The 20,058-nt window shown below is 66.5% G+C and carries 15 protein-coding genes; 1 reads left to right on the top strand and 14 read right to left on the bottom strand.

Going from position 1 to position 20,058, the window contains the following annotated elements:
• The 5 genes from thpR to L810_RS33805 all read right to left on the bottom strand — a co-directional run.
• A partial coding sequence (gene thpR, locus L810_RS33785; RefSeq protein ID WP_042977277.1) for an RNA 2',3'-cyclic phosphodiesterase occupies positions 1–420 on the bottom strand: 420 nt, incomplete at its 3' end.
• Complete coding sequence (locus L810_RS33790; protein WP_021162702.1) at positions 417–1,907, bottom strand: alanine/glycine:cation symporter family protein; 1,491 nt, start codon at positions 1,905–1,907, stop codon at positions 417–419. The genes thpR and L810_RS33790, both read right to left, overlap by 4 nt.
• Positions 1,908–2,217: 310 nt before the next feature.
• A complete protein-coding gene (locus L810_RS33795; protein ID WP_021162703.1) occupies positions 2,218–3,684 on the bottom strand; it encodes a glutamate synthase subunit beta in 1,467 nt (488 codons plus the stop codon).
• 85 nt (positions 3,685–3,769) lie between these two features.
• Entirely contained in the window at positions 3,770–8,473 is a 4,704-nt protein-coding gene (locus L810_RS33800) for a glutamate synthase-related protein (RefSeq protein WP_021162704.1), read from the bottom strand.
• A 288-nt stretch (positions 8,474–8,761) separates the two neighbouring features.
• Positions 8,762–9,475, bottom strand: coding sequence for a transposase (locus L810_RS33805; protein ID WP_006477151.1), 714 nt, complete (start codon positions 9,473–9,475; stop codon positions 8,762–8,764).
• Positions 9,476–9,668: 193 nt separating this feature from the next.
• On the opposite strand from L810_RS33805, the gene L810_RS33810 reads away from it, so the two are divergent.
• A complete protein-coding gene (locus tag L810_RS33810; RefSeq protein WP_021162706.1) occupies positions 9,669–10,400 on the top strand; it encodes an OmpW/AlkL family protein in 732 nt (243 codons plus the stop codon).
• A 164-nt stretch (positions 10,401–10,564) separates the two neighbouring features.
• On the opposite strand, the gene ugpQ is transcribed toward L810_RS33810, so the two are convergent.
• The 9 genes from ugpQ to L810_RS33855 all read right to left on the bottom strand — a co-directional run.
• Complete coding sequence (gene ugpQ / locus L810_RS33815) at positions 10,565–11,329, bottom strand: glycerophosphodiester phosphodiesterase (RefSeq protein WP_042977268.1); 765 nt, start codon at positions 11,327–11,329, stop codon at positions 10,565–10,567.
• A gap of 28 nt (positions 11,330–11,357) precedes the next feature.
• Entirely contained in the window at positions 11,358–12,443 is a 1,086-nt protein-coding gene (locus tag L810_RS33820) for a sn-glycerol-3-phosphate import ATP-binding protein UgpC (RefSeq protein WP_042977269.1), read from the bottom strand.
• A gap of 31 nt (positions 12,444–12,474) precedes the next feature.
• The gene (gene ugpE / locus L810_RS33825) at positions 12,475–13,320 is read right to left on the bottom strand and encodes a sn-glycerol-3-phosphate ABC transporter permease UgpE (protein WP_027788562.1); all 846 of its coding nucleotides are present in this window, start codon (positions 13,318–13,320) and stop codon (positions 12,475–12,477) included.
• Positions 13,317–14,201 carry a sn-glycerol-3-phosphate ABC transporter permease UgpA gene (gene ugpA, locus L810_RS33830; RefSeq protein ID WP_042977272.1) on the bottom strand — a complete coding sequence of 295 codons (885 nt, stop codon included), beginning with the start codon at positions 14,199–14,201 and terminating at the stop codon, positions 13,317–13,319. Before ugpA ends, ugpE begins: the two co-directional genes overlap by 4 nt.
• Positions 14,202–14,298: 97 nt before the next feature.
• Entirely contained in the window at positions 14,299–15,633 is a 1,335-nt protein-coding gene (gene ugpB / locus L810_RS33835; RefSeq protein ID WP_021162707.1) for a sn-glycerol-3-phosphate ABC transporter substrate-binding protein UgpB, read from the bottom strand.
• A gap of 90 nt (positions 15,634–15,723) precedes the next feature.
• The gene (locus L810_RS33840; RefSeq protein WP_021162708.1) at positions 15,724–16,932 is read right to left on the bottom strand and encodes a deoxyguanosinetriphosphate triphosphohydrolase; all 1,209 of its coding nucleotides are present in this window, start codon (positions 16,930–16,932) and stop codon (positions 15,724–15,726) included.
• A gap of 42 nt (positions 16,933–16,974) precedes the next feature.
• Positions 16,975–18,054: a 3-dehydroquinate synthase gene (aroB, locus tag L810_RS33845; protein ID WP_027788565.1), complete on the bottom strand. Its 1,080-nt coding sequence runs from the start codon at positions 18,052–18,054 to the stop codon at positions 16,975–16,977.
• Positions 18,051–18,605, bottom strand: a complete 555-nt coding sequence (gene aroK, locus L810_RS33850) for a shikimate kinase AroK (RefSeq protein WP_034189844.1) — start codon at positions 18,603–18,605, stop codon at positions 18,051–18,053. The genes aroB and aroK overlap by 4 nt, the downstream gene beginning before the upstream one ends.
• A gap of 40 nt (positions 18,606–18,645) precedes the next feature.
• On the bottom strand, positions 18,646–20,058 hold a 1,413-nt coding region (locus L810_RS33855; protein WP_042977279.1), incomplete at its 5' end, for a type IV pilus secretin PilQ.

The following is a 20,058-nucleotide window of genomic DNA, read 5'->3' on the forward strand; positions in this document are numbered from 1 at the left end:
GGGCTGGCCGACCGCATCGCGCGGCAGCCGCGCGAGCGTCACGTGCGGCCGGAACGGCCGCCGGTCGGCCGGCACGCCGAGTTCGCCCAGCAGCGCAACCAGCCCGGCATTCAACGCCAGGCAGGCAGGATCGGCCGCGAGCTCCGCGACGATCAGCCTCGCGCGCGGCAGGCTCGGCCACCACGCGATCCGCTCGACCGGCAGCAACGGCAGCGCATGGGCGGCCGCGAGCGCGGGCAGATGCGCGGCCAGCGCCTCGCATCGGTCCCGTTCGATCGCGCCGATGAACGCGAGCGTCATGTGCAGTTGCGCGGGCTGCGTGCGCCGCGCCCCGCGGGTGACCGGCAACGCGTGCAGCGCGTCGCGCGAAGCCGCATCGGGCATCAGCGCGACGAACGCACGGAGCCGGTCGCCGTTCATGACTCGCTCACCGCGCCACGTGGCGTGCGTGCCGTTTCAGCCGAAGCGGGACGCTGCGGCAGCGGGCCATGCTCGCCCCACACGTCGGCCGGCAGCACGCGCGCGAGCTCGGGGATCGTGTTGCGCGTGAACACCGGATCGGCGATACCCGCCGCGCGCTGGCGACGATAGTCGGCCCATGCGGCGTGCGCATGCTTGCCGAGCGCGAGGATCGCGATCAGGTTGATGATCGCCATCAATCCCATGCTCGTATCGGCCATCGCCCAGACGAGCGGCAGTTGCCCGACGCTGCCGAACATCACCATGCCGAGCACCGCGACACGGAACAGCGGCAGCACGCCGCGCCGCTTCGTGATGAATTCGACGTTGCCCTCCGCATACGCGTAGTTGCCGATCACCGACGAAAACGCGAGGAAGAAGATCGCGACCGCCATGTAGATGCCGCCCCAGTCGCCGACGTGGCTCGAGATTGCGCGCTGCGTGAGCGCCGCGCCTTCCATCCCCGTGCCGACTTCGTACTGGCCCGACAGCAGGATCACGAACGCGGTCGCGCTGCAGATCACGATCGTGTCGACGAACACGCCGAGCATCTGGATCAGCCCCTGCGTGACGGGGTGCCGCGTGCTCGCGGTCGCGGCCGCGTTCGGCGCGCTGCCCATCCCCGCTTCGTTCGAGAACAGCCCGCGCTTCACGCCGATCGCGATTGCCTGGCTGACCGCGTAGCCGGTCAGGCCGCCTGCCGCCTGCTCGAGGCCGAATGCGCTCCTCACGATCAGCGCGATCACGTCCGGCACGAGCGCGATGTGGGTCGCGACCGCATAGACCGCGAGCGCGAGATAGCCGATCGCCATCAGCGGCACGATCACCTGCGCGACCGTCGCGATGCGGCGGATGCCGCCGAAGATGATCGGTGCGGACAGCAGCACGAGGCCGAGGCCGACCGTCTCGCGGCTCCAGCCGAACGACGTATGGAAGGCGTCGGCGATCGCGTTCGCCTGCACCGCGTTGAACACGAAACCGAACGCGAGGATCAGCGACAGCGAGAACAGCACGCCGAAGCCGCGCGAGCGCAGGCCCGTCTGGATGTAGTACGCGGGGCCGCCGCGATAGCTGCCGTCCGGGTGCGACACCTTGAAGATCTGCGCGAGCGTCGCCTCGACGAACGCGGACGACATCCCGACCAGCGCCGTCATCCACATCCAGAAGATCGCGCCCGGCCCGCCGACCGTCAGCGCGACCGCGACGCCGGCGATGTTGCCGGTGCCGACGCGGCTCGCGAGCCCGGTCGCGAACGCCTGGAACGACGAGATGCTGCCCGGCTCGCCCTTGCTGCCGACCAGTTTCATGCTGAGGAACAGCGCCTTCAGCTGGATCATCCGAAACCGCAACGTGAACCACGCACCGGCGCCGAGCAGCAGCGCGATCAGCACGTAGTTCCACAACACGCCGTTGACGGCGTCGATCAGCCCATGCAGGAGTGCTTCCATCCGGTTTCCTTGTAAATAGGGTCAGTCATGAGCGTCGACCGCGAACGCGGCCCGAGGGGCGACATGATATGACAGTTTTCAAGGATTATTACAAAACGAAAGGATTTGGGATGACGAGAAATCGCGCCAGGATGTCATCAGGTTAGACGACGCTTCGCGAAAATGAGGCGTGACGGCACGGCAAGGCAGCCCGATCGGACGGCGCCGTCTCGCACGTGAAACCGGGGCGCCCCGGCTGGCGCCAGCCATAAAAAAACCGGGCGCCCTTTCGGACGCCCGGCTTCCGTCGAATCCGCTCGCGATATTCAGCTTATCGCGGCAGGTTCGAATGCCCCATCAGGTACGCATCGACCGAGCGCGCGCACTGGCGGCCTTCGCGGATCGCCCACACCACGAGCGACTGGCCGCGACGCATGTCGCCTGCGGCGAACACCTTGTCGACCGATGTGTAGTACGAGCGATCGCCTTCGGTCGCCGCCCGTGCGTTGCCGCGCGCGTCCTTCGCGACGCCGAACGCTTCGAGCACCGGCGCCGCCGGCTGCGTGAAGCCCATCGCGAGCAGCACGAGATCGGCCTTCAGTTCGAACTCGGAGCCCGGCACTTCCTGCATCTTGCCGTCCTTCCACTCGACGCGCGCAGCGATCAGCTTCTCGACCTTGCCGTTCTTGCCTTCGAGACGCTTCGTCGCGACCGCCCAGTCGCGCTCGCAGCCTTCCTCGTGCGACGACGACGTGCGCAGCTTGATCGGCCAGTACGGCCACACGAGCGGCTTGTTCTCCTCTTCCGGCGGCTGCGGCAGCAGCTCGAACTGCGTGACCTGCTTCGCGCCGTGACGGTTCGACGTGCCGACGCAGTCCGAACCCGTATCGCCGCCGCCGATCACGATCACGTGCTTGCCCTTCGCGAGCAGCTGGTCGGCGAGCTTGTCGCCCGCGTTCACGCGGTTCTGCTGCGGCAGGAAGTCCATCGCGTAATGCACGCCGGCGAGCTCGCGGCCCGGCACCGGCAGGTCACGCGGCGTTTCCGAACCGCCCGCGATCACGACCGCGTCGAATTCTTCCTTCAGCGTGTCCGGAGAAATGGTTTCCTTCGCGAGACTGCCGATCGACTCGGGCAGCGGATCCTTGCCGATGAACACGCTGGTGCGGAACGTCACACCTTCCGCTTCCATCTGGCGCATGCGGCGGTCGATCAGCCACTTCTCGAGCTTGAAGTCGGGAATCCCGTAACGCAGCAGGCCGCCGACACGGTCGTTCTTCTCGAACACCGTCACGTCGTGGCCCGCGCGCGCGAGCTGCTGCGCGGCGGCGAGGCCCGCGGGGCCCGAACCGACGACCGCAACCTTCTTGCCCGTCTTGTGCTCGGCCGGCAGCGGCTTCACCCAGCCTTCCGCCCAGGCCTTGTCGATGATCGCGTGCTCGATCGACTTGATGCCGACCGGGTCGTTGTTGATCCCGAGCGTGCACGCCGCCTCGCACGGCGCCGGGCAGATGCGGCCCGTGAACTCCGGGAAGTTGTTGGTCGAGTGCAGGACTTCGATCGCCTGCTGCCAGTCCTGGCGGTAAACGAGATCGTTGAAATCCGGAATGATGTTGTTGACCGGGCAGCCGTTGTTGCAGAACGGGATGCCGCAATCCATGCAGCGCGCGCCCTGGACCTTCGCGTCCGCGTCGGTCAGTGCCGCGACGAATTCCTTGTAGTGCTTCACGCGCGTGAGCGGTGCTTCGTACGCCTCGTGGCGGCGTTCGAACTCCAGAAAACCGGTTGCCTTGCCCATAAGGTGCTCTTCTGTTCGGTGTATCGGGTGGGGGAGCCGCGCGCGGCCGTCAGGCGCGCGCGGCATTCGCTATGTCGTTCGTCGCTCAGGCGGCCAGTTCTTCCTTCGCCGCCTTCTTCGCACCGATCTCGCCCAGCGCGCGCTTGTATTCGTGCGGGAACACCTTCACGAACTGGCGGCGCGCCGCGTCCCAGTTTTCCAGCAGCGACTTCGCGCGCGGCGAACCCGTGAACTGGAAATGACGCTCGACGAGCCCCTTGAGCAGCGCTTCGTCCGTCGTGCCTGCGTGCCAGAGTGCGCGGTCGACCGTGCGCTCCTGCTCGGCCTGCTGCAGCACCGGCTCGAGCGCGACCATCGACTTGTTGCACTTCGCCGCGAACGTGCCTTCCGGATCGTAGATGTACGCGAGACCGCCCGACATGCCGGCCGCGAAGTTGCGCCCGGTCTCGCCGAGCACGACGACCGTACCGCCCGTCATGTATTCGCAGCCATGGTCGCCCGTGCCTTCGACGACCGCCGTCGCGCCCGAGTTGCGCACGCAGAAGCGCTCGCCCGCGACGCCGCGGAAGAAGGCTTCGCCTTCGATCGCGCCGTACATCACCGTGTTGCCGCAGATGATGTTTTCCTCGGACTTGCCGCGGAAGTCGTTGGTCGGACGGATGATGATCCGGCCGCCCGACAGGCCCTTGCCGACGTAGTCGTTGCCGTCGCCGACGAGGTCGAGGGTCACGCCCTTCGCGAGGAACGCGCCGAAGCTCTGGCCGGCCGTGCCCTTCAGCTGGATATGCACCGCGTCGTCGGCCAGGCCTTCGTGGCCGTGCTTCTTCGCGATCACGCCCGACAGCATCGCGCCGACCGTGCGGTTCACGTTGCGCACCGGCTGGATGAACGACACGTGCTCGCCGTTCTCGATCGCCGCCTTCGCCTTCTCGATCAGCACGTGGTCGAGTGCGCGCTCGAGGCCGTGATCCTGCACGTCGACGTGACGCGGCGCGACGTCCTCGCACTCTTCCGGCTGGTAGAACACGCGCGAGAAGTCGAGGCCCTTCGCCTTCCAGTGCTCGATGCCCTTGCGGGTGTCGAGCAGGTCGGCGCGGCCGATCAGGTCGTCGAACTTCGCGACGCCGAGCTGCGCCATGATCTCGCGCACTTCCTCGGCGACGAAGAAGAAGTAGTTCACGACGTGCTCGGGCTGGCCCTTGAACTTCGCACGCAGCACCGGATCCTGCGTCGCGACGCCGACCGGGCACGTGTTCAGGTGGCACTTGCGCATCATGATGCAGCCTTCGACGACGAGCGGTGCCGTCGCGAAGCCGAATTCGTCCGCACCGAGCAGCGCGCCGATCACGACGTCGCGGCCCGTCTTCATCTGGCCGTCGGCCTGCACGCGGATTCGGCCGCGCAGGCGGTTCAGCACCAGCGTCTGCTGCGTTTCGGCGAGGCCGAGTTCCCACGGCGTGCCCGCGTGCTTGACCGACGACAGCGGCGACGCACCCGTGCCGCCGTCATGGCCGGCGATCACGACGTGATCGGCCTTCGCCTTCGCGACACCGGCCGCGACCGTGCCCACGCCCACTTCCGACACGAGCTTCACCGAGATGCTCGAGCTCGGGTTCACGTTCTTCAGGTCGTGGATCAGCTGCGCCAGATCCTCGATCGAGTAGATGTCGTGGTGCGGCGGCGGCGAGATCAGGCCGACACCCGGCACCGAGTAACGCAGCTTGCCGATGTACTCGGACACCTTGTGGCCCGGCAGCTGGCCGCCTTCGCCCGGCTTCGCGCCCTGCGCCATCTTGATCTGGATCTGGTCGGCCGATGCCAGGTACTCGGCGGTGACGCCGAAGCGGCCCGACGCGACCTGCTTGATCTTCGAGCGCAGCGAATCGCCGTCCTTCAGCGGAATGTCGCTGACGATCTCGTCGCCGATCACCGACTTCAGCGTCTCGCCCGACTTGATCGGAATGCCGCGCAGCTCGTTGCGGTAACGCTTCTCGTCCTCGCCGCCCTCGCCGGTGTTCGACTTGCCGCCGATCCGGTTCATCGCGATCGCGAGCGTCGCGTGCGCTTCGGTGCTGATCGAACCGAGCGACATCGCGCCCGTCGCAAAGCGCTTGACGATGTCCTTCGCCGGCTCGACGTCGTCGATCGGGATCGCCTTGGTCGGCTCGACCTTGAACTCGAACAGGCCGCGGAACGTCATGTGACGCTTGGTCTGGTCGTTGATCAGGTGCGCGTATTCCTTGTACGTCTGGTACGAGTTGCTGCGCGTCGCGTGCTGGAGCTTCGCGATCGAATCCGGCGTCCACATGTGGTCTTCGCCGCGCACGCGGTACGCATACTCGCCGCCCGCGTCGAGCATGTCGCGCAGGACCGGGTTGTCGCCGAATGCGTCGCGGTGCAGGCGAATCGCTTCTTCCGCGACTTCGAACAGGCCGATGCCGCCGACCTTCGACGCGGTGCCCTTGAAGTACTTCTCGACGAGGTCGCTCGACAGGCCGAGCGCTTCGAAGATCTGCGCGCCCGTGTACGACATGTACGTCGAGATGCCCATCTTCGACATCACCTTCTGCAGGCCCTTGCCGACCGCCTTCGTGAAGTTGTAGACGGCCTTCTCCGGCGACAGGTCGCCCGGCAGGCCTTCGGCCATCTTCGCGAGCGTTTCCATCGCGAGGTACGGGTGCACGGCTTCCGCGCCGTAGCCCGCGAGCAGCGCGAAGTGGTGCGTCTCACGTGCGGAGCCCGTCTCGACGACGAGGCCCGTGCTCGTGCGCAGCCCTTGCTGGACGAGGTGCGTGTGGATCGCCGACGTGGCGAGCAGCGCCGGGATCGCGACATGCTCGGCGTCCGTCTTGCGATCGGACACGATCAGCATGTTGTAGCCCGACTTCACCGCGTCGACGGCTTCCGCGCACAGCGACGCGAGACGCGCCTCGATGCCTTCCTTGCCCCAGGCGACCGGATAGCAGATGTTCAGCTCGTATGCGCTGAACTTGCCGCCCGTGTACTGGTCGATTGCGCGGATCTTCGCGATGTCCTTGAAGTCGAGCACCGGCTGCGACACTTCGAGACGCATCGGCGGGTTGATGTTGTTCGTGTCGAGCAGGTTCGGCTTCGGGCCGATGAACGACACGAGCGACATGACCATGTTCTCGCGGATCGGGTCGATCGGCGGGTTCGTGACCTGCGCGAACAGCTGCTTGAAGTAGTGATAGAGCGTCTTGTTCTTGTTCGACATCACCGCGAGCGGCGAGTCGTTGCCCATCGAACCGACGGCCTCTTCGCCCTGCTGCGCCATCGGCGCCATCAGGAACTTCAGGTCTTCCTGCGTATAGCCGAACGCCTGCTGGCGGTCGAGCAGCGCGGCGCCCTGCGTACGGCCGGCCGCGACTTCCTCGGCCTTCGGCTCGATCTCGTCGAGCTTGATGCGCACCGCGTCGATCCAGCTCTTGTACGGCTTCGCGTTCGCGAGGTTGTCCTTCAACTCCTTGTCGTCGATGATGCGGCCGTGTTCCATGTCGATCAGGAACATCTTGCCCGGCTGCAGGCGCCACTTCTTGACGATCTTCGATTCGGGGATCGGCAGCGTGCCGGCTTCCGACGCCATGATGACGAGGTCGTCGTCGGTCACGATGTAGCGCGCCGGGCGCAGGCCGTTACGGTCGAGCGTCGCGCCGATCTGGCGGCCGTCGGTGAACGCGATCGCGGCCGGGCCGTCCCACGGCTCCATCATCGCGGCGTGGTATTCGTAGAACGCGCGGCGGTTCTCGTCCATCAGCGTGTGTTGTTCCCACGCTTCCGGGATCATCATCATCACCGCGTGCACGAGCGGGTAGCCGGCCATCACCAGCAGTTCGAGACAGTTGTCGAACGACGCCGTATCGGACTGGCCCGGGTAGATCAGCGGCCACAGCTTCGGCAGATCGTCGGCGAGCACGTGCGATGCGATCGCGCCGGTACGCGCGTTCAGCCAGTTCACGTTGCCCTTCACGGTGTTGATCTCGCCGTTGTGCGCGATCATCCGGTACGGGTGAGCCAGTTCCCATGCCGGGAACGTGTTGGTCGAGAAGCGCTGGTGCACGAGCGCGAGCGCCGACACGACGCGCGTGTCCTGCAGGTCGCGGTAGTACACGCCGACCTGACCCGCGAGCAGCAGCCCCTTGTAGACGATCGTGCGCGCCGACATCGACGGCACGAAGTATTCCTTGCCGTGCTTGAGCTTCAGCGCCTGGATGCGGTGGCTCGCCGTCTTGCGGATCACGTACAGCTTCCGCTCGAGCGCATCCGTCACCATGATGTCCTTGCCGCGGCCGATGAAGATCTGGCGGATCAGCGGCTCGCTCGCCTTCACGGTCGGCGAAATCGGCATCGCATGGTCGACCGGCACGTCGCGCCAGCCGAGCACGACCTGGCCTTCGGCCTTCACCGTGCGCTCCAGCTCCTGCTCGCACGCGAGACGCGATGCGTTTTCCTTCGGCAGGAAGATCATGCCGACCCCATATTCGCCGGCCGGCGGCAGGTTCACGCCCTGCTTCGCCATTTCCTCGCGATAGAACGCGTCCGGAATCTGGATCAGGATGCCCGCGCCGTCGCCCATCAGCGGATCGGCACCGACCGCGCCACGGTGATCGAGGTTCTCGAGGATCTTCAGACCCTGCTGAATGATCTCGTGGCTCTTCTTGCCCTTGATGTGAGCGACGAAGCCGACGCCGCAGGCGTCGTGTTCGTTTTGCGGGTCATACAGACCTTGTGCGGCGGGCACCGCGGCGAGCGGCTGCTGGTGGTCGTTCATGGGGACACCGTCGTAAAGGGGGCCTGGAGGCCGTTGAACCATTTTCTTGTTGCCGTCGATCCCGCTCCCGACGGGAGACGGCGCGGCCGACAGTGGGTGGGCATGCTTCGCCCGGGCCACCGGAATTCGGAATATACGCGACGAATCAAGGGAATAGCAACAAAAACCGCTTGATAGAACCCCAATTAAACGGATGCTTCGATCTGGTGCCATTTTATTGGGGCCGTATCGTTTTGGTGCAAAAAGAAGCGGCGCCCGCAGCGCCGCTTCTGGCCCGCCTTTCCCGCGTTACTGCTGGATCGGCGGCGTGTTCTCGCGCACCTTTCTGGGGCGTCCGCGCGGCAGCGGCGATACGCGGCGGTTTGCCGTGCGCGCCGCCCACTCGCGATAGTTTTCGCCGCCGAGCACCCAGCCTTTCAGCGTCGCCTGCTGCAACTGGTCGGCCTGCCGCTCGTCGAGCGGCTGCTCGCACAGCTCCTTGTACGCGCGCTGGCGGTCGAACGGCGTATTGCCGAGCGCCCAGTAGAGCGGATGGTCGGTGATCAGGCTGTCGACGGTGAGCCCGACGTGATGCCGGTAGCTCGACCAGCGATAGGCCTCCGGCGTCGCGACCAGCTGCGCGCGCACCGGGCTCATCTCGACGACGCGGCTCGCGAGCAGGAAATAGCGCTCGCCTTCGATCACGGTCGCGCGATAGCGGCCTTCCCACAGGGTGCCGCGCCGCGAATAGCGCCGGTTGAAATGCGCGACGTAGCGGCGGCCGACAGCCTGCATCGCTTTCGGCAGGCTCGCCTCGTCGCTCGGCGTGACGAGCAGTTGCACCTGGCGCGGCAGCAGCACGTAGGCGTGCACCGATAGGTGATGATCGCGCGCGGCGGCCTTCAGGCAATCGATGAAGAGTTCGTAGTCCTGGTCGTCGACGAACGCGGGTTGCTGATCCAGGCCGCGCAGTATCACGTGCTGCGGCTGGTCGGGAACGTAGAGTCGTGCTAACCGTGCCATGCTGAATGTCCGTTTGAACGCGTTAGGAAATACCCGAGGGTCCGGAAGTGCGCACTTGCACAGAATGCCCGTCCTGTCGGTGCGCGGATGCGTACGGTCGTACTAATCCTAGGGTGAAAACTCTAACTTACGAGCTTGTTTGGTTTTAAACGCAGTCGTCATAATGAGCACGCCTTAGATCGGAGGAGACACAATGAAACGAAAACTGGCCATTACGGGGGCTGCAGCGCTCGCATTTACGTTTGCGGGCGGTACGGCACATGCACAATCCGCAGGTGATTTCTACGTCAGCACCGGCTGGCTGCACCTTGCGCCGCAGGACAGCAGCGACCCGCTGTTCCTGTACGGCGTAGGCGGCACGCCGATCAACCAGTCGGTTCCCAACACCGGCGCCGGCATCAGCGACGCCGACACGCTCGCACTGGCAACCGGTTACTTCGTGACCGACCACATCGCTACCGAGTTCATCGCCGGCATCCCGCCGAAGTTCGACATCACCGGCAAGGGCCAGTTCTCGCGTTTCGGTACGCTCGGCCGTGCGTACCAGTGGAGCCCCGCGCTCCTCCTGAAGTACTACTTCAACGACGCCAACGCGAAGTTCCGTCCGTATGTCGGCATCGGCGCTTCGTATATCTGGTTCACCGGCGCAAAGATCACGAACAGCGCGTTCGAGAACGGCGTGCTCGGCGGCCCGACCAGCGCGCAGACCAGCAACCAGTGGGCACCCGTCTTCAACGCCGGCTTCACGTACAACTTCACGAAACACTGGTTCGCCGGCTTCTCGATGTCGTACATCCCGGTGAGCGTGACCGCGACCTTCACGACGGCCAAGCGGACCCAGGTCGGCACGCTGACCGAAACGTCGAAGGCTCACATCTCGCTGAACCCGATCGTCACGTACCTGAACGTCGGCTACCGCTTCTAAGCGTAGTCGAATATTTGGGGAATGGTTAATCCTGCTGCAATTTGTAGCGGATTTTTCCTGACGTAACGTCTCCACGATGTAAAACGCCCCGGCGGAAATCCCGCCGGGGCGTCGTTTTTTTGTCTCAGGGTCTTCCCGTATGCGCCATCGCGCGGCGCATTCCGCTACGCGATGTCGTCCAGCGCGTCGGGGGCAATCAGGTCGATCCGGTCCGTGCAGACCGCGTCGACACCCCAGCGCGCAAGTTCGCGAGCGCGTTCGAGGTCGTTCACCGTGTAAACCAGGATGCGCAGGCCGGCCGCCTTGATCGCGCGCACGAGCGGTTCGTCCAGCTGTTTGTGGTCTGCATGCAACGAAACGCAGCCGAGCGCGCCGACAACCTGCGCATGCCAGTCGTCCGGCACGGCCTCGTAAAGCATCCCGCGCGGCAGCGCCGGCGCCGTCGCGCGCGCCTGTTGCAATGCATCGAACGAGAATGACGACAAGAGCGGCGCCACCGCGGCATCGCGCCAGTATGCGGCCGCGTCGGCCGCCACGCGCTGCCCGGTCTCGCGCTCGCGCCCCGGGCACGGCTTGATCTCGACGTTGGCGGCCAGCCCGTGCGCGATGCAGCGCGCCGCCGCCGCCTCGAGCGTCGGCATCCGCTCGCCCGCGAAGCGCGCGTCGCGCCACGCGCCCGCATCGAGCGCGGCCAGCGCCTCATATCGCATGCCCGCCGCCGGCCCGTGACCGTTCGACGTCCGGTCGACCGTGTCGTCGTGCAGCAGGAACGTCACGTCGTCGGCCGACAGCTTCGCGTCGAATTCGACCATCCGGTGGCCACGGCGCGCGCCCTCGTCGAGCGCGGCGAGCGTGTTCTCCGGCGCAAGCGTGCCGCCGCCGCGATGGGCGACGACGCGCGGATAGGGCCAGTCGGTACGGGTTGTCATCGTCGGTCTCCCGGCAGGTGCAGCAGGTTCAGCCGGCACGCTTGCCGGTCTCCGGATCGAAGAAATGCAGCCGGTGCGCGGGCAGTGCGGCGGCCAGCGCCGTGCCGCGCGCGGGGCGGTCCGCGTGCGGTAGGCGCACCGCGACGTCATGGTTGCCCCAGCGGCCGTGCGCGAGGTTGTCCGCGCCGAGCAGCTCGCACGAGTCGACCGGCAACGTCGCCTGCGCGACGCCCGGCTGCGGGGTCATGTGCTCCGGACGCACGCCGAGCACCCAGTCGCGCCCGGTGGCGATCTCCGCGCCGATGCCGGGCGAACCGGCGACCGGCAGCGCGGGGCCGCCGCCCGCGACCGTAAACGTCGCGCCGTCGTCCGAAAGCCGGCCGTGCATCAGGTTCATCGCGGGCGAGCCGATGAAGCCCGCGACGAACACCGTTGCCGGCTTCTCGTACACGTCGACCGGCGCGCCGATCTGCTCCGCGTAGCCGCGGTTCATCACGATCACGCGCTGCGCGAGCGTCATTGCCTCGATCTGGTCGTGCGTCACGTAGACGCTCGTCGTCGCGAGCCGCGCATGCAGCCGCTGGATCTCGAGCCGCATCTGCACGCGCAATTTCGCGTCGAGGTTCGACAACGGCTCGTCGAACAGGAACACCGACGGCTCGCGCACGATCGCGCGCCCCATCGCAACGCGCTGCCGCTGGCCGCCCGACAGCTCGCGCGGGCGCCGCGCGAGCAGCGGCTCGAGTTCGAGGATCTTCGCGGCCGCTGCCACCCGCGAGTCGATCGTCGCGCGCTCGATCCCGCGGATCTTCAGCCCGTAGCCCATGTTCTGCGCGACCGTCATGTGCGGATACAGCGCATAGTTCTGGAATACCATCGCGATGTCGCGATCCTTCGGCTCGAGCGTGTTGACGACGCGCTCGCCGATCGCGATCTCGCCGTCCGTCACCGTCTCGAGCCCCGCGATCATCCGCAGCAACGTCGACTTGCCGCAGCCCGACGGGCCGACCAGCACGATGAATTCGCCGTCGGCGATCTCCACGTCGATGCCATGCAGCACGTGCTGCTTGCCGTCGTAGGATTTCCTGACGCCCTTCAAGCTCAGCGCAGCCATACCTGGTCCTTCTCCCGGTTACGTCCGTGGTTCATTTCTCGGAATCGACGAGGCCGCGCACGAACCAGCGCTGCATCGCCAGCACGACGACGAGCGGCGGAATCATCGCCAGCAGCGTCGCCGCCATCACGTATTGCCATTCGGTCGCGGCGTCGCCGCTCGCGATCATCATCTTGATGCCCACCACCGCCGTCGACAGCGATGCCTCCGTCGTGATCAGGATCGGCCACAGGTACTGGCTCCAGCCGTAGATGAACGTGATCACGAACAGCGCCGCGATGCTCGTCTTCGACAGCGGCAGCACGACGTCCCAGAAGAAGCGCATCGGCCCCGCGCCGTCGATGCGCGCGGCGTCCATCAGTTCGTCGGGCAGCGTCATGAAGAACTGCCGGAACAGGAACGTCGCAGTGGCCGATGCGATCAGCGGCAGCGTCAGCCCGGCGTAGGTGTTCGTCAGGTGCAGCGTCGACACGACCTGCACGGTCGGGAAGATCCGCACTTCCACCGGCAGCATCAGCGTGACGAAGATCAGCCAGAACGCCGTGTTGCGGAACGGGAAGCGGAAATAGACGATCGCGTATGCGGACAGGATCGACACCGCGATCTTGCCGACCGAGATGCCGAGCGCCATCGCGAAGCTGTTGACGAGCAGGCGGCCGAACGGCGCCGTCGCGGCACCGCTGCCGTGGCCCCAGATATACGCGATGTTCTCGAACAGGTGCGTGCTCGGCACGAGCGACAGCGGCACCGTGAGCACTTCCTGCGCGCTCATCGTCGCCGCACAGAACGCGACGTAGACGGGGAACACGATCAGCACGACGCCCGCGATCAGCACCGCGTGGCAGAACAGGTCGAAACCCTTGCGATTTTCGATCATGCGTATTGCACCCTGCGTTCGACGAAACGGAACTGGATCACCGTGAGCCCGACGACGATGATCATCAGCACGACCGACTGCGCGCCGGAGCTGCCGATGTCGAGCCCCTGGAAGCCTTCCGCGTAGATCTTGTAGATCAGCGTCTTCGTGCTCTGCGCGGGGCCGCCGCCGGTGGCCGCGTCGATCACCGGGAACGTGTCGAAGAACGAATAGACGAGGTTGACGACCAGCAGGAAGAAACTGGTGGGCGACAGCAGCGGCAGCACGAGGTTAAAGAAACGTCGCACCGGCCCCGCGCCGTCGATCGCCGCCGCCTCGATCAGCGAACGCGGGATCGCCTGCAGGCCCGCGTAGAAGAACAGGAAGTTGTAGCTCACCTGCTTCCATACCGACGCGAGCACGACGAGGAACATCGCCTGCCCGCCGTTCAGCGCGTGATTCCACACGATGCCGCCCTTCGCGAGCGCATAGGTGATCAGGCCGATGCTCGGATTGAACAGGAACGCCCACAGCACGGCGGCGATCGTCGGCGCGACCGCGTATGGCCAGATCAACAGCGTGCGATATGTGCGCGCGCCACGGGTCACGCGGTCGGCGCACGCGGCGAGCAGCAGCGACACGACGAGCCCGCTCACCGTGACGAGCGTGCTGAACACGAGCGTCGTGCGGAACGAATCGAGATACAGCGGATCGGCGAACAGGTGCGTGAAATTCGCGAAGCCGACGAATTCACTCGACGTGCCGAACGCGTCCTGCATCTGCGTCGACTGCCATAGCGCGACGCCGGCCGGCCACAGGAAGAACACGGCGGTGATCGCGAGTTGCGGCGCGATCAGCAGATACGGCAGCACGCTCGTGCCGAAACGGGAACGGGATTGCATCGCGGATATCCGGTCAGGCGAAACGGAAAGGAAACCGCGCCGCCGGCCGGCCCGCGCGCTTGCGCGGCGCGGCCGGCGGCACGAACGCGATGCGCGCTCAGCTGCCCGACTTCTCGAAGCGGCGCAGCAGCTCGTTGCCGCGCGAGGCCGCCGAATCGAGTGCGTCCTTCGGCGATTTCTTCTGCGCCCAGACCTGTTCGAACTCCTCGTCGACGACCGTGCGGATCTGCGGCATGTTGCCCAGGCGCAGCCCCTTCGTGTACGGCAGCGGCGGCTTGTTCAGCATCTGCTTGATCGCGGTTTCGGCGCTCGGGTTCTTCGCGTAGAAGCCCTGTTCGCGCGTCAGGTCGTATGCCGCCTTGGTGACCGGCAGGTAACCCGTGTCCTGGTGCCACTTCGCGGCGACGGCCGGCGATGCGAGAAACGCGAGGAATTTCGCGACGCCCTTGTAGGTCGCCGGATCCTTGCCCGCCAGCACCCACAGGCTCGCGCCGCCGATGATCGCGTTCTGCGGCGCGCCCTTCACGTTCGCGTCGTACGGCATCATGCCCGTGCCGAAGCTGAACTTCGCGAACTTCTCCAGGTTCGCGAGCGCGCCCGACGAGGTCGTCATGATCCCGCAGTCGCCGCTGTAGAACTTCGCCGATGCTTCGTCCTTGCGGCCCGCGTACGTGAACGTGCCGTCCTTCGCCATCTGCTGCAGGAACGACACGTGCGCGACCTGCTGCGGCTTGTTGAATTCGAGCACGGCGTCCGTACCGTCGAAACCGTTGTTGCGGCTCGCGAACGGCAGCGCATGCCACGCGCTGTAGTTTTCGAGCTGGATCCAGCCCTGCCAGCCGGTCGTGAAGCCGCACGCCATCCCCGACTTGCGCAGTTTCTCGGCATCGTCCTTCACGTCGGCCCACGTCTTCGGCGGCTGGTTCGGATCGAGCCCGGCCTTCTTGAACGCGTCCTTGTTGTAGTACAGCACCGGCGTCGAGCTGTTGAACGGCATCGACACGAGATGGCCCGTCTTCGCGTCGCTGTAGTAGCTCGCGATGGTCGGCACGAACGCCTTTTCGTCGAGCGGCACGCCGGCCTGCCTGAACACGTCGTAGACGGGGACGACGGCCTTCTTCGCCTGCATCATCGTGGCCGTGCCGACTTCATAGACCTGGAGGATCGCCGGCGCATTGCCGCTGCGGTAGGCCGCGATGCCGGCCGCGAGCGCCTGGTCGTAGGTGCCCTTGAAGACCGGCACGATCTTGTAGTCGCTCTGCGACGCGTTGAACTGGTCGGCGATCGCGTTGACCCGCTCGCCGAGCGCGGCCTCCATCGCATGCCAGAACTGGATTTCCGTCGCGGCGAGCGCCACGTGCTGCACCCCGAACATCAGCGCGCCGCCGAGCGCGATCGAACGAACCAGTGTCCCCGCAGGCTTCTTCTTCATCGACCTCTCTCCTATGAAAACGTTACCAACAGCGTGTGCAACATTCCCATCGCCATTGAACCGGCGAAGTCTAGTGATCGTTTGTGACAGTCAGTTGTCGTTGATGACGAACAGGCGCTGATACTCCTTCAGCGCGAAGCGGTCGGTCATGCCGGCGATGTAGTGCGCGACGAGGCGCGGCTGCTGCGCGGCGTCGTCGGACTGGTACGGCGGCGGCAGCAGCCGCGGATCGTCGATGAACGCATCGAACAGCCCGGTGACGACGCGCTGCGCCTTGCTCGCCATGCGCATCACCTTGTAGTGGCGATAGAGGTTCTTGAAGAGGAAACGCTTGAGGGCGGCCGCCTGGGCGGCAACGGATTCGCTGTGCGACACGAGCGGCGGCGCCGCGCGCACGTCGTCGAGCGACGCCGGCGCGACGCGCGCGAGATTGCGCGTCGTTTCGTCGATCAGGTCGACGATCAGCGTGTTGATGATGCGGCGCACCGTCTCGTGCACGAGACGGCGGCCTTCGAGGTGCGGGAACTCGGCGAGCGCCGCCTCGTAGTGGCGCTGCCACAGCTCGACTTCCGCGAGCTGCTCGATCGTGATCAGGCCGGAACGCAGGCCGTCGTCGACGTCGTGGTTGTTGTACGCGATCTCGTCCGCGATGTTGGCAAGCTGCGCTTCGAGCGACGGCTGGCGGCCCTGCAGGAAGCGCTCGCCGAGCGCGCCGAGCTTGCGCGCATTCTCGCGCGAGCAGTGCTTCAGAATGCCTTCGCGTGTCTCGAAGCACAGGTTCAGCCCGTTGAACGCGCCGTAGTGCTCCTCGAGCTCGTCGACGACCGCCAGGCTCTGCAGGTTGTGCTCGAAGCCGCCATGCTCGCGCATGCAGGCGTTCAGCGCGTCCTGCCCGGCATGGCCGAACGGCGTATGGCCGAGATCGTGCGCGAGCGAGATCGCCTCGACGAGATCCTCGTTCAGGCGCAGGTTGCGCGCGACCGAGCGGGCGATCTGCGCGACCTCGAGGCTGTGCGTGAGACGCGTGCGGAACAGGTCGCCTTCATGATTGACGAAGACTTGCGTCTTGTATTCGAGCCGGCGAAACGCGGTCGAATGGACGATGCGGTCGCGGTCGCGCTGGAATTCGGTGCGCGCCGCCGGCGGTGTTTCCGGATGGCGGCGGCCGCGCGACTGCGATGCGTGCGCGGCATACGGAGCGAGATGGGCTTCCAGCGCCGCCAGTGTCGGCGGCTCGGCCACCGGCGCAGCGGATACGCGGCCGGCTTCGGGCAGTGTGCTGCTGGATGTCTCGCTCACGTCTCCTCCATGTCAGGGGCGCCGGGGCATCCGGGCCGCCCGTTAGCGGGTCGTCTGCGCCAGTGTAGCGAATACGGCTTCGTCCGGCGCCTGCGTGATCAACGTATCGCCGAATCGCTTCAGCAGGATGAACTTGATCGCGCCGGCCTCCGCCTTCTTGTCGACGCGCATCAGGTCCATGTAGCGCGCGTCGCCGAGCGCGGGCCCGCGTGTCGGCAGGTGCGCGGCCGCGATCACCGCATCGAGGCGCTGCCGCGACGCTTCGTCGAGCAGGCCGAGCCGCACCGACAGGTCGCCTGCCATCACCATCCCGCAGCCGACCGCCTCGCCGTGCAGCCACTCGCCGTAGCCGAGGCCGGCCTCGATCGCATGACCGAACGTGTGGCCGAAGTTCAGGATCGCGCGCAGGCCGCCTTCGCGTTCGTCGGCCGCCACCACGCTCGCCTTGATCTCGCACGAGCGCTTCACCGCGTGCGCGAGCGCAGCCGGGTCGCGACGGTTCAGCGCGTCGACGTTCGCCTCGATCCAGTCGAAGAATGCCGCATCGGCGATCGCGCCGGTCTTGATGATCTCGGCGACACCGGCCGCCAGTTCACGGTCGGGCAACGTCGTCAGCGCGCCGATGTCCGCGATCACGGCCTGCGGCTGGTAGAACGCGCCGATCATGTTCTTGCCGAGCGGGTGGTTGATGCCCGTCTTGCCACCGACCGACGAATCGACCTGCGACAGCAGTGTCGTCGGCACCTGGATGAACGGCACGCCGCGCATGTAGCATGCGGCCGCAAAGCCCGTCATGTCGCCGATCACGCCGCCGCCGAGCGCGACGAGCGTGGTCTTGCGATCCGCGCGGTCGGTCAGCAGGCCGTCGAAGATCAGGTTCAGCGTCTCCCAGTTCTTGTACGCCTCGCCGTCCGGCAGCACGACCGTCGACACACGCTTGCCGAGCGGCGCGAGCGCCGCGCGCAGCGCGTCGCCGTAGAGCGGATCGACCGTCGTGTTCGTGACGATCGTGACGGAAGAACCCTTGATGTGAGGTGCGAACAGCTCGGCGCGGCCGATCAGGCCGGCGCCAATGTGAATCGGATAGGCGCGGTCGCCCAGGTCGACGTTGACAGTAATCATGCTTGTAGCGGCTTGGCGATGACGCCCGCCAGTTCGAGTTGCATCAACACCATGTTGACGAGACCGTTGACCGACGGACGGCCGGTCTCGATGACGAAATCCGCGCATTCGCGGTACAGCGGGTCGCGCACTTCATACAGCGCTTCGAGGCGCCCTTTCGGGTCGTCGGTCTGCAGCAGCGGGCGGTTCTTGTCCTTGCGCGTGCGCAGCCACAGGTCGTGCGGGTTCGCGCGCAGGTAGACGACGATACCGTTGCTTTTCAGGCAGTCGCGATTTTCCGGGCGCAGCACCGCGCCGCCGCCCGTCGCGAGCACGATGTTCTCGCGCTGCGTGAGATCGGCGATGACCTGCGTTTCGCGATCGCGAAACCCGGCCTCGCCCTCCAGCTCGAAGATCACCGGAATGCGCGCGCCCGTGCGGGCCTCGATTTCGTGGTCGGAGTCGAAGAACGTCCTGTCGAGACGACGCGCGACCGCACGGCCCACGGTGGTCTTACCCGCTCCCATAAGGCCGACGAAAAATACGTTTGCATGTGGGTCCCGCGCTTGCAACGGCTTCCTCTGCTTCAATCTTGCTGGTGTGTGGCGCAGCTTACTGGCAAAGCGGCTGCCTTGTCGAGCCTGCGCCGGCGGCTTCCGGCCCCGTTTTTTCGGCATCCGCGCTGCCCATGCCGCGTGCATCGCAGCGCGCATCGACGACCGTCGGCGTGATGAAGACGACCAGTTCGCTGCGCTGGTCGCGTTGCGCGCGGTGCCGGAAAAGCGCGCCCAGAAACGGTATTTTGCCCAAGAGCGGCACGCGCGTCACATCGTTCCGGTTCAGTTGCTCGTAGATCCCGCCGATCGCGACCGTCCCGCCGTTCTCGACCTCGACGCGCGTCTGTACGTGCTTCGTATGAATCGCGGGGCCGGCCGCCGTCGGCTCGCCGACGCTGTCCTTCGTCACGTCCAGGTCGAGCACGACGCGCCCATCCGGCGTGATCTGCGGCTCGACCTCGAGCTTGAGCGTCGCCCGGCGGAACTGCACGCCGCTCACGCCATTGCCCACCTTCGCCTGGTACGGCAGCTCCGAGCCCTGTTCGACGATCGCCTTGACGCGATCGGCGGTCACCACGCGCGGGCTCGAAACGATCTGGCCCCGCCCCTGTGCCTCGAGCGCGCTCAGTTCGACGTCGAGCACTCGGCTGAGCGGCGCGGCAAACAGCGTGAAGCCGGCGGTCGCCGCTTCGAAGCCGCCGAGCGGCCGCCCAGCAAGGTCGAGCGCGTTGCGCGCGCCGGTCGTGAACGAGGCGCTTTCGCTCGCACTCTCGCCCGACGGCGGCCGCGCCTGCGCCCTCAGCGCAACACGTGCGCCGAGATTGCGCGAAAAGCCTTGCTCGCCCTCGACGATGCGGGCCTCGATCCTGACCTGCCGCGACGGCCGGTCGATCGCGTCGATCAGGCTTGCGATCTGGTCGAGGCGCGGCGCGAGATCGGTGACGAACAGCAGGTTCGTCCGCGGATCCGCCGCCGCGGCGCCGCGCTTCGACAGCAGGCGCTGGCCGGTCGCGCCGGCCAGCAGCCGTTGCACGTCCTGCGCGCGTGGGTAGCGCAGCGCGAACGTCCGGCTCGCAAGCGGCTCCAGATCCGCGGCCCGCGCGTGCATTTCGAAGCGCTCGCGTTCGCGCGCCGCCAGCTCGGCCGCCGGCGTGACCCATATCACGTTACCCCGCCGCGACATCGCGAGCCCGTGCGTGTCGAGCAGCGTGTCGAAGGCGTCGCGCCAGCGGACATTGTTCAGACGTAACGTGACGGTGCCGCGCACCTGCTCGCCGACGACGATATTGAGCCCGGTGAACCGCGCGAACGCGTCGAACGCGGCCGCAAGCCCCGCTCCCTGCAGATTCAGCGAAATCCGCCGTGCGTCGTCCGCATCGCCCGGTTGCCGCGCCGCGGCGTCGCCCATCCGGGCCGGCGGCGCCAACGGGATCGGCGGCCCCTCCAGCCCGGGTGCCGGGGCGGCGGC

This window comes from Burkholderia sp. AU4i (assembly GCF_000466765.1).
GTDB classification, from domain to species: domain Bacteria; phylum Pseudomonadota; class Gammaproteobacteria; order Burkholderiales; family Burkholderiaceae; genus Burkholderia; species Burkholderia cepacia.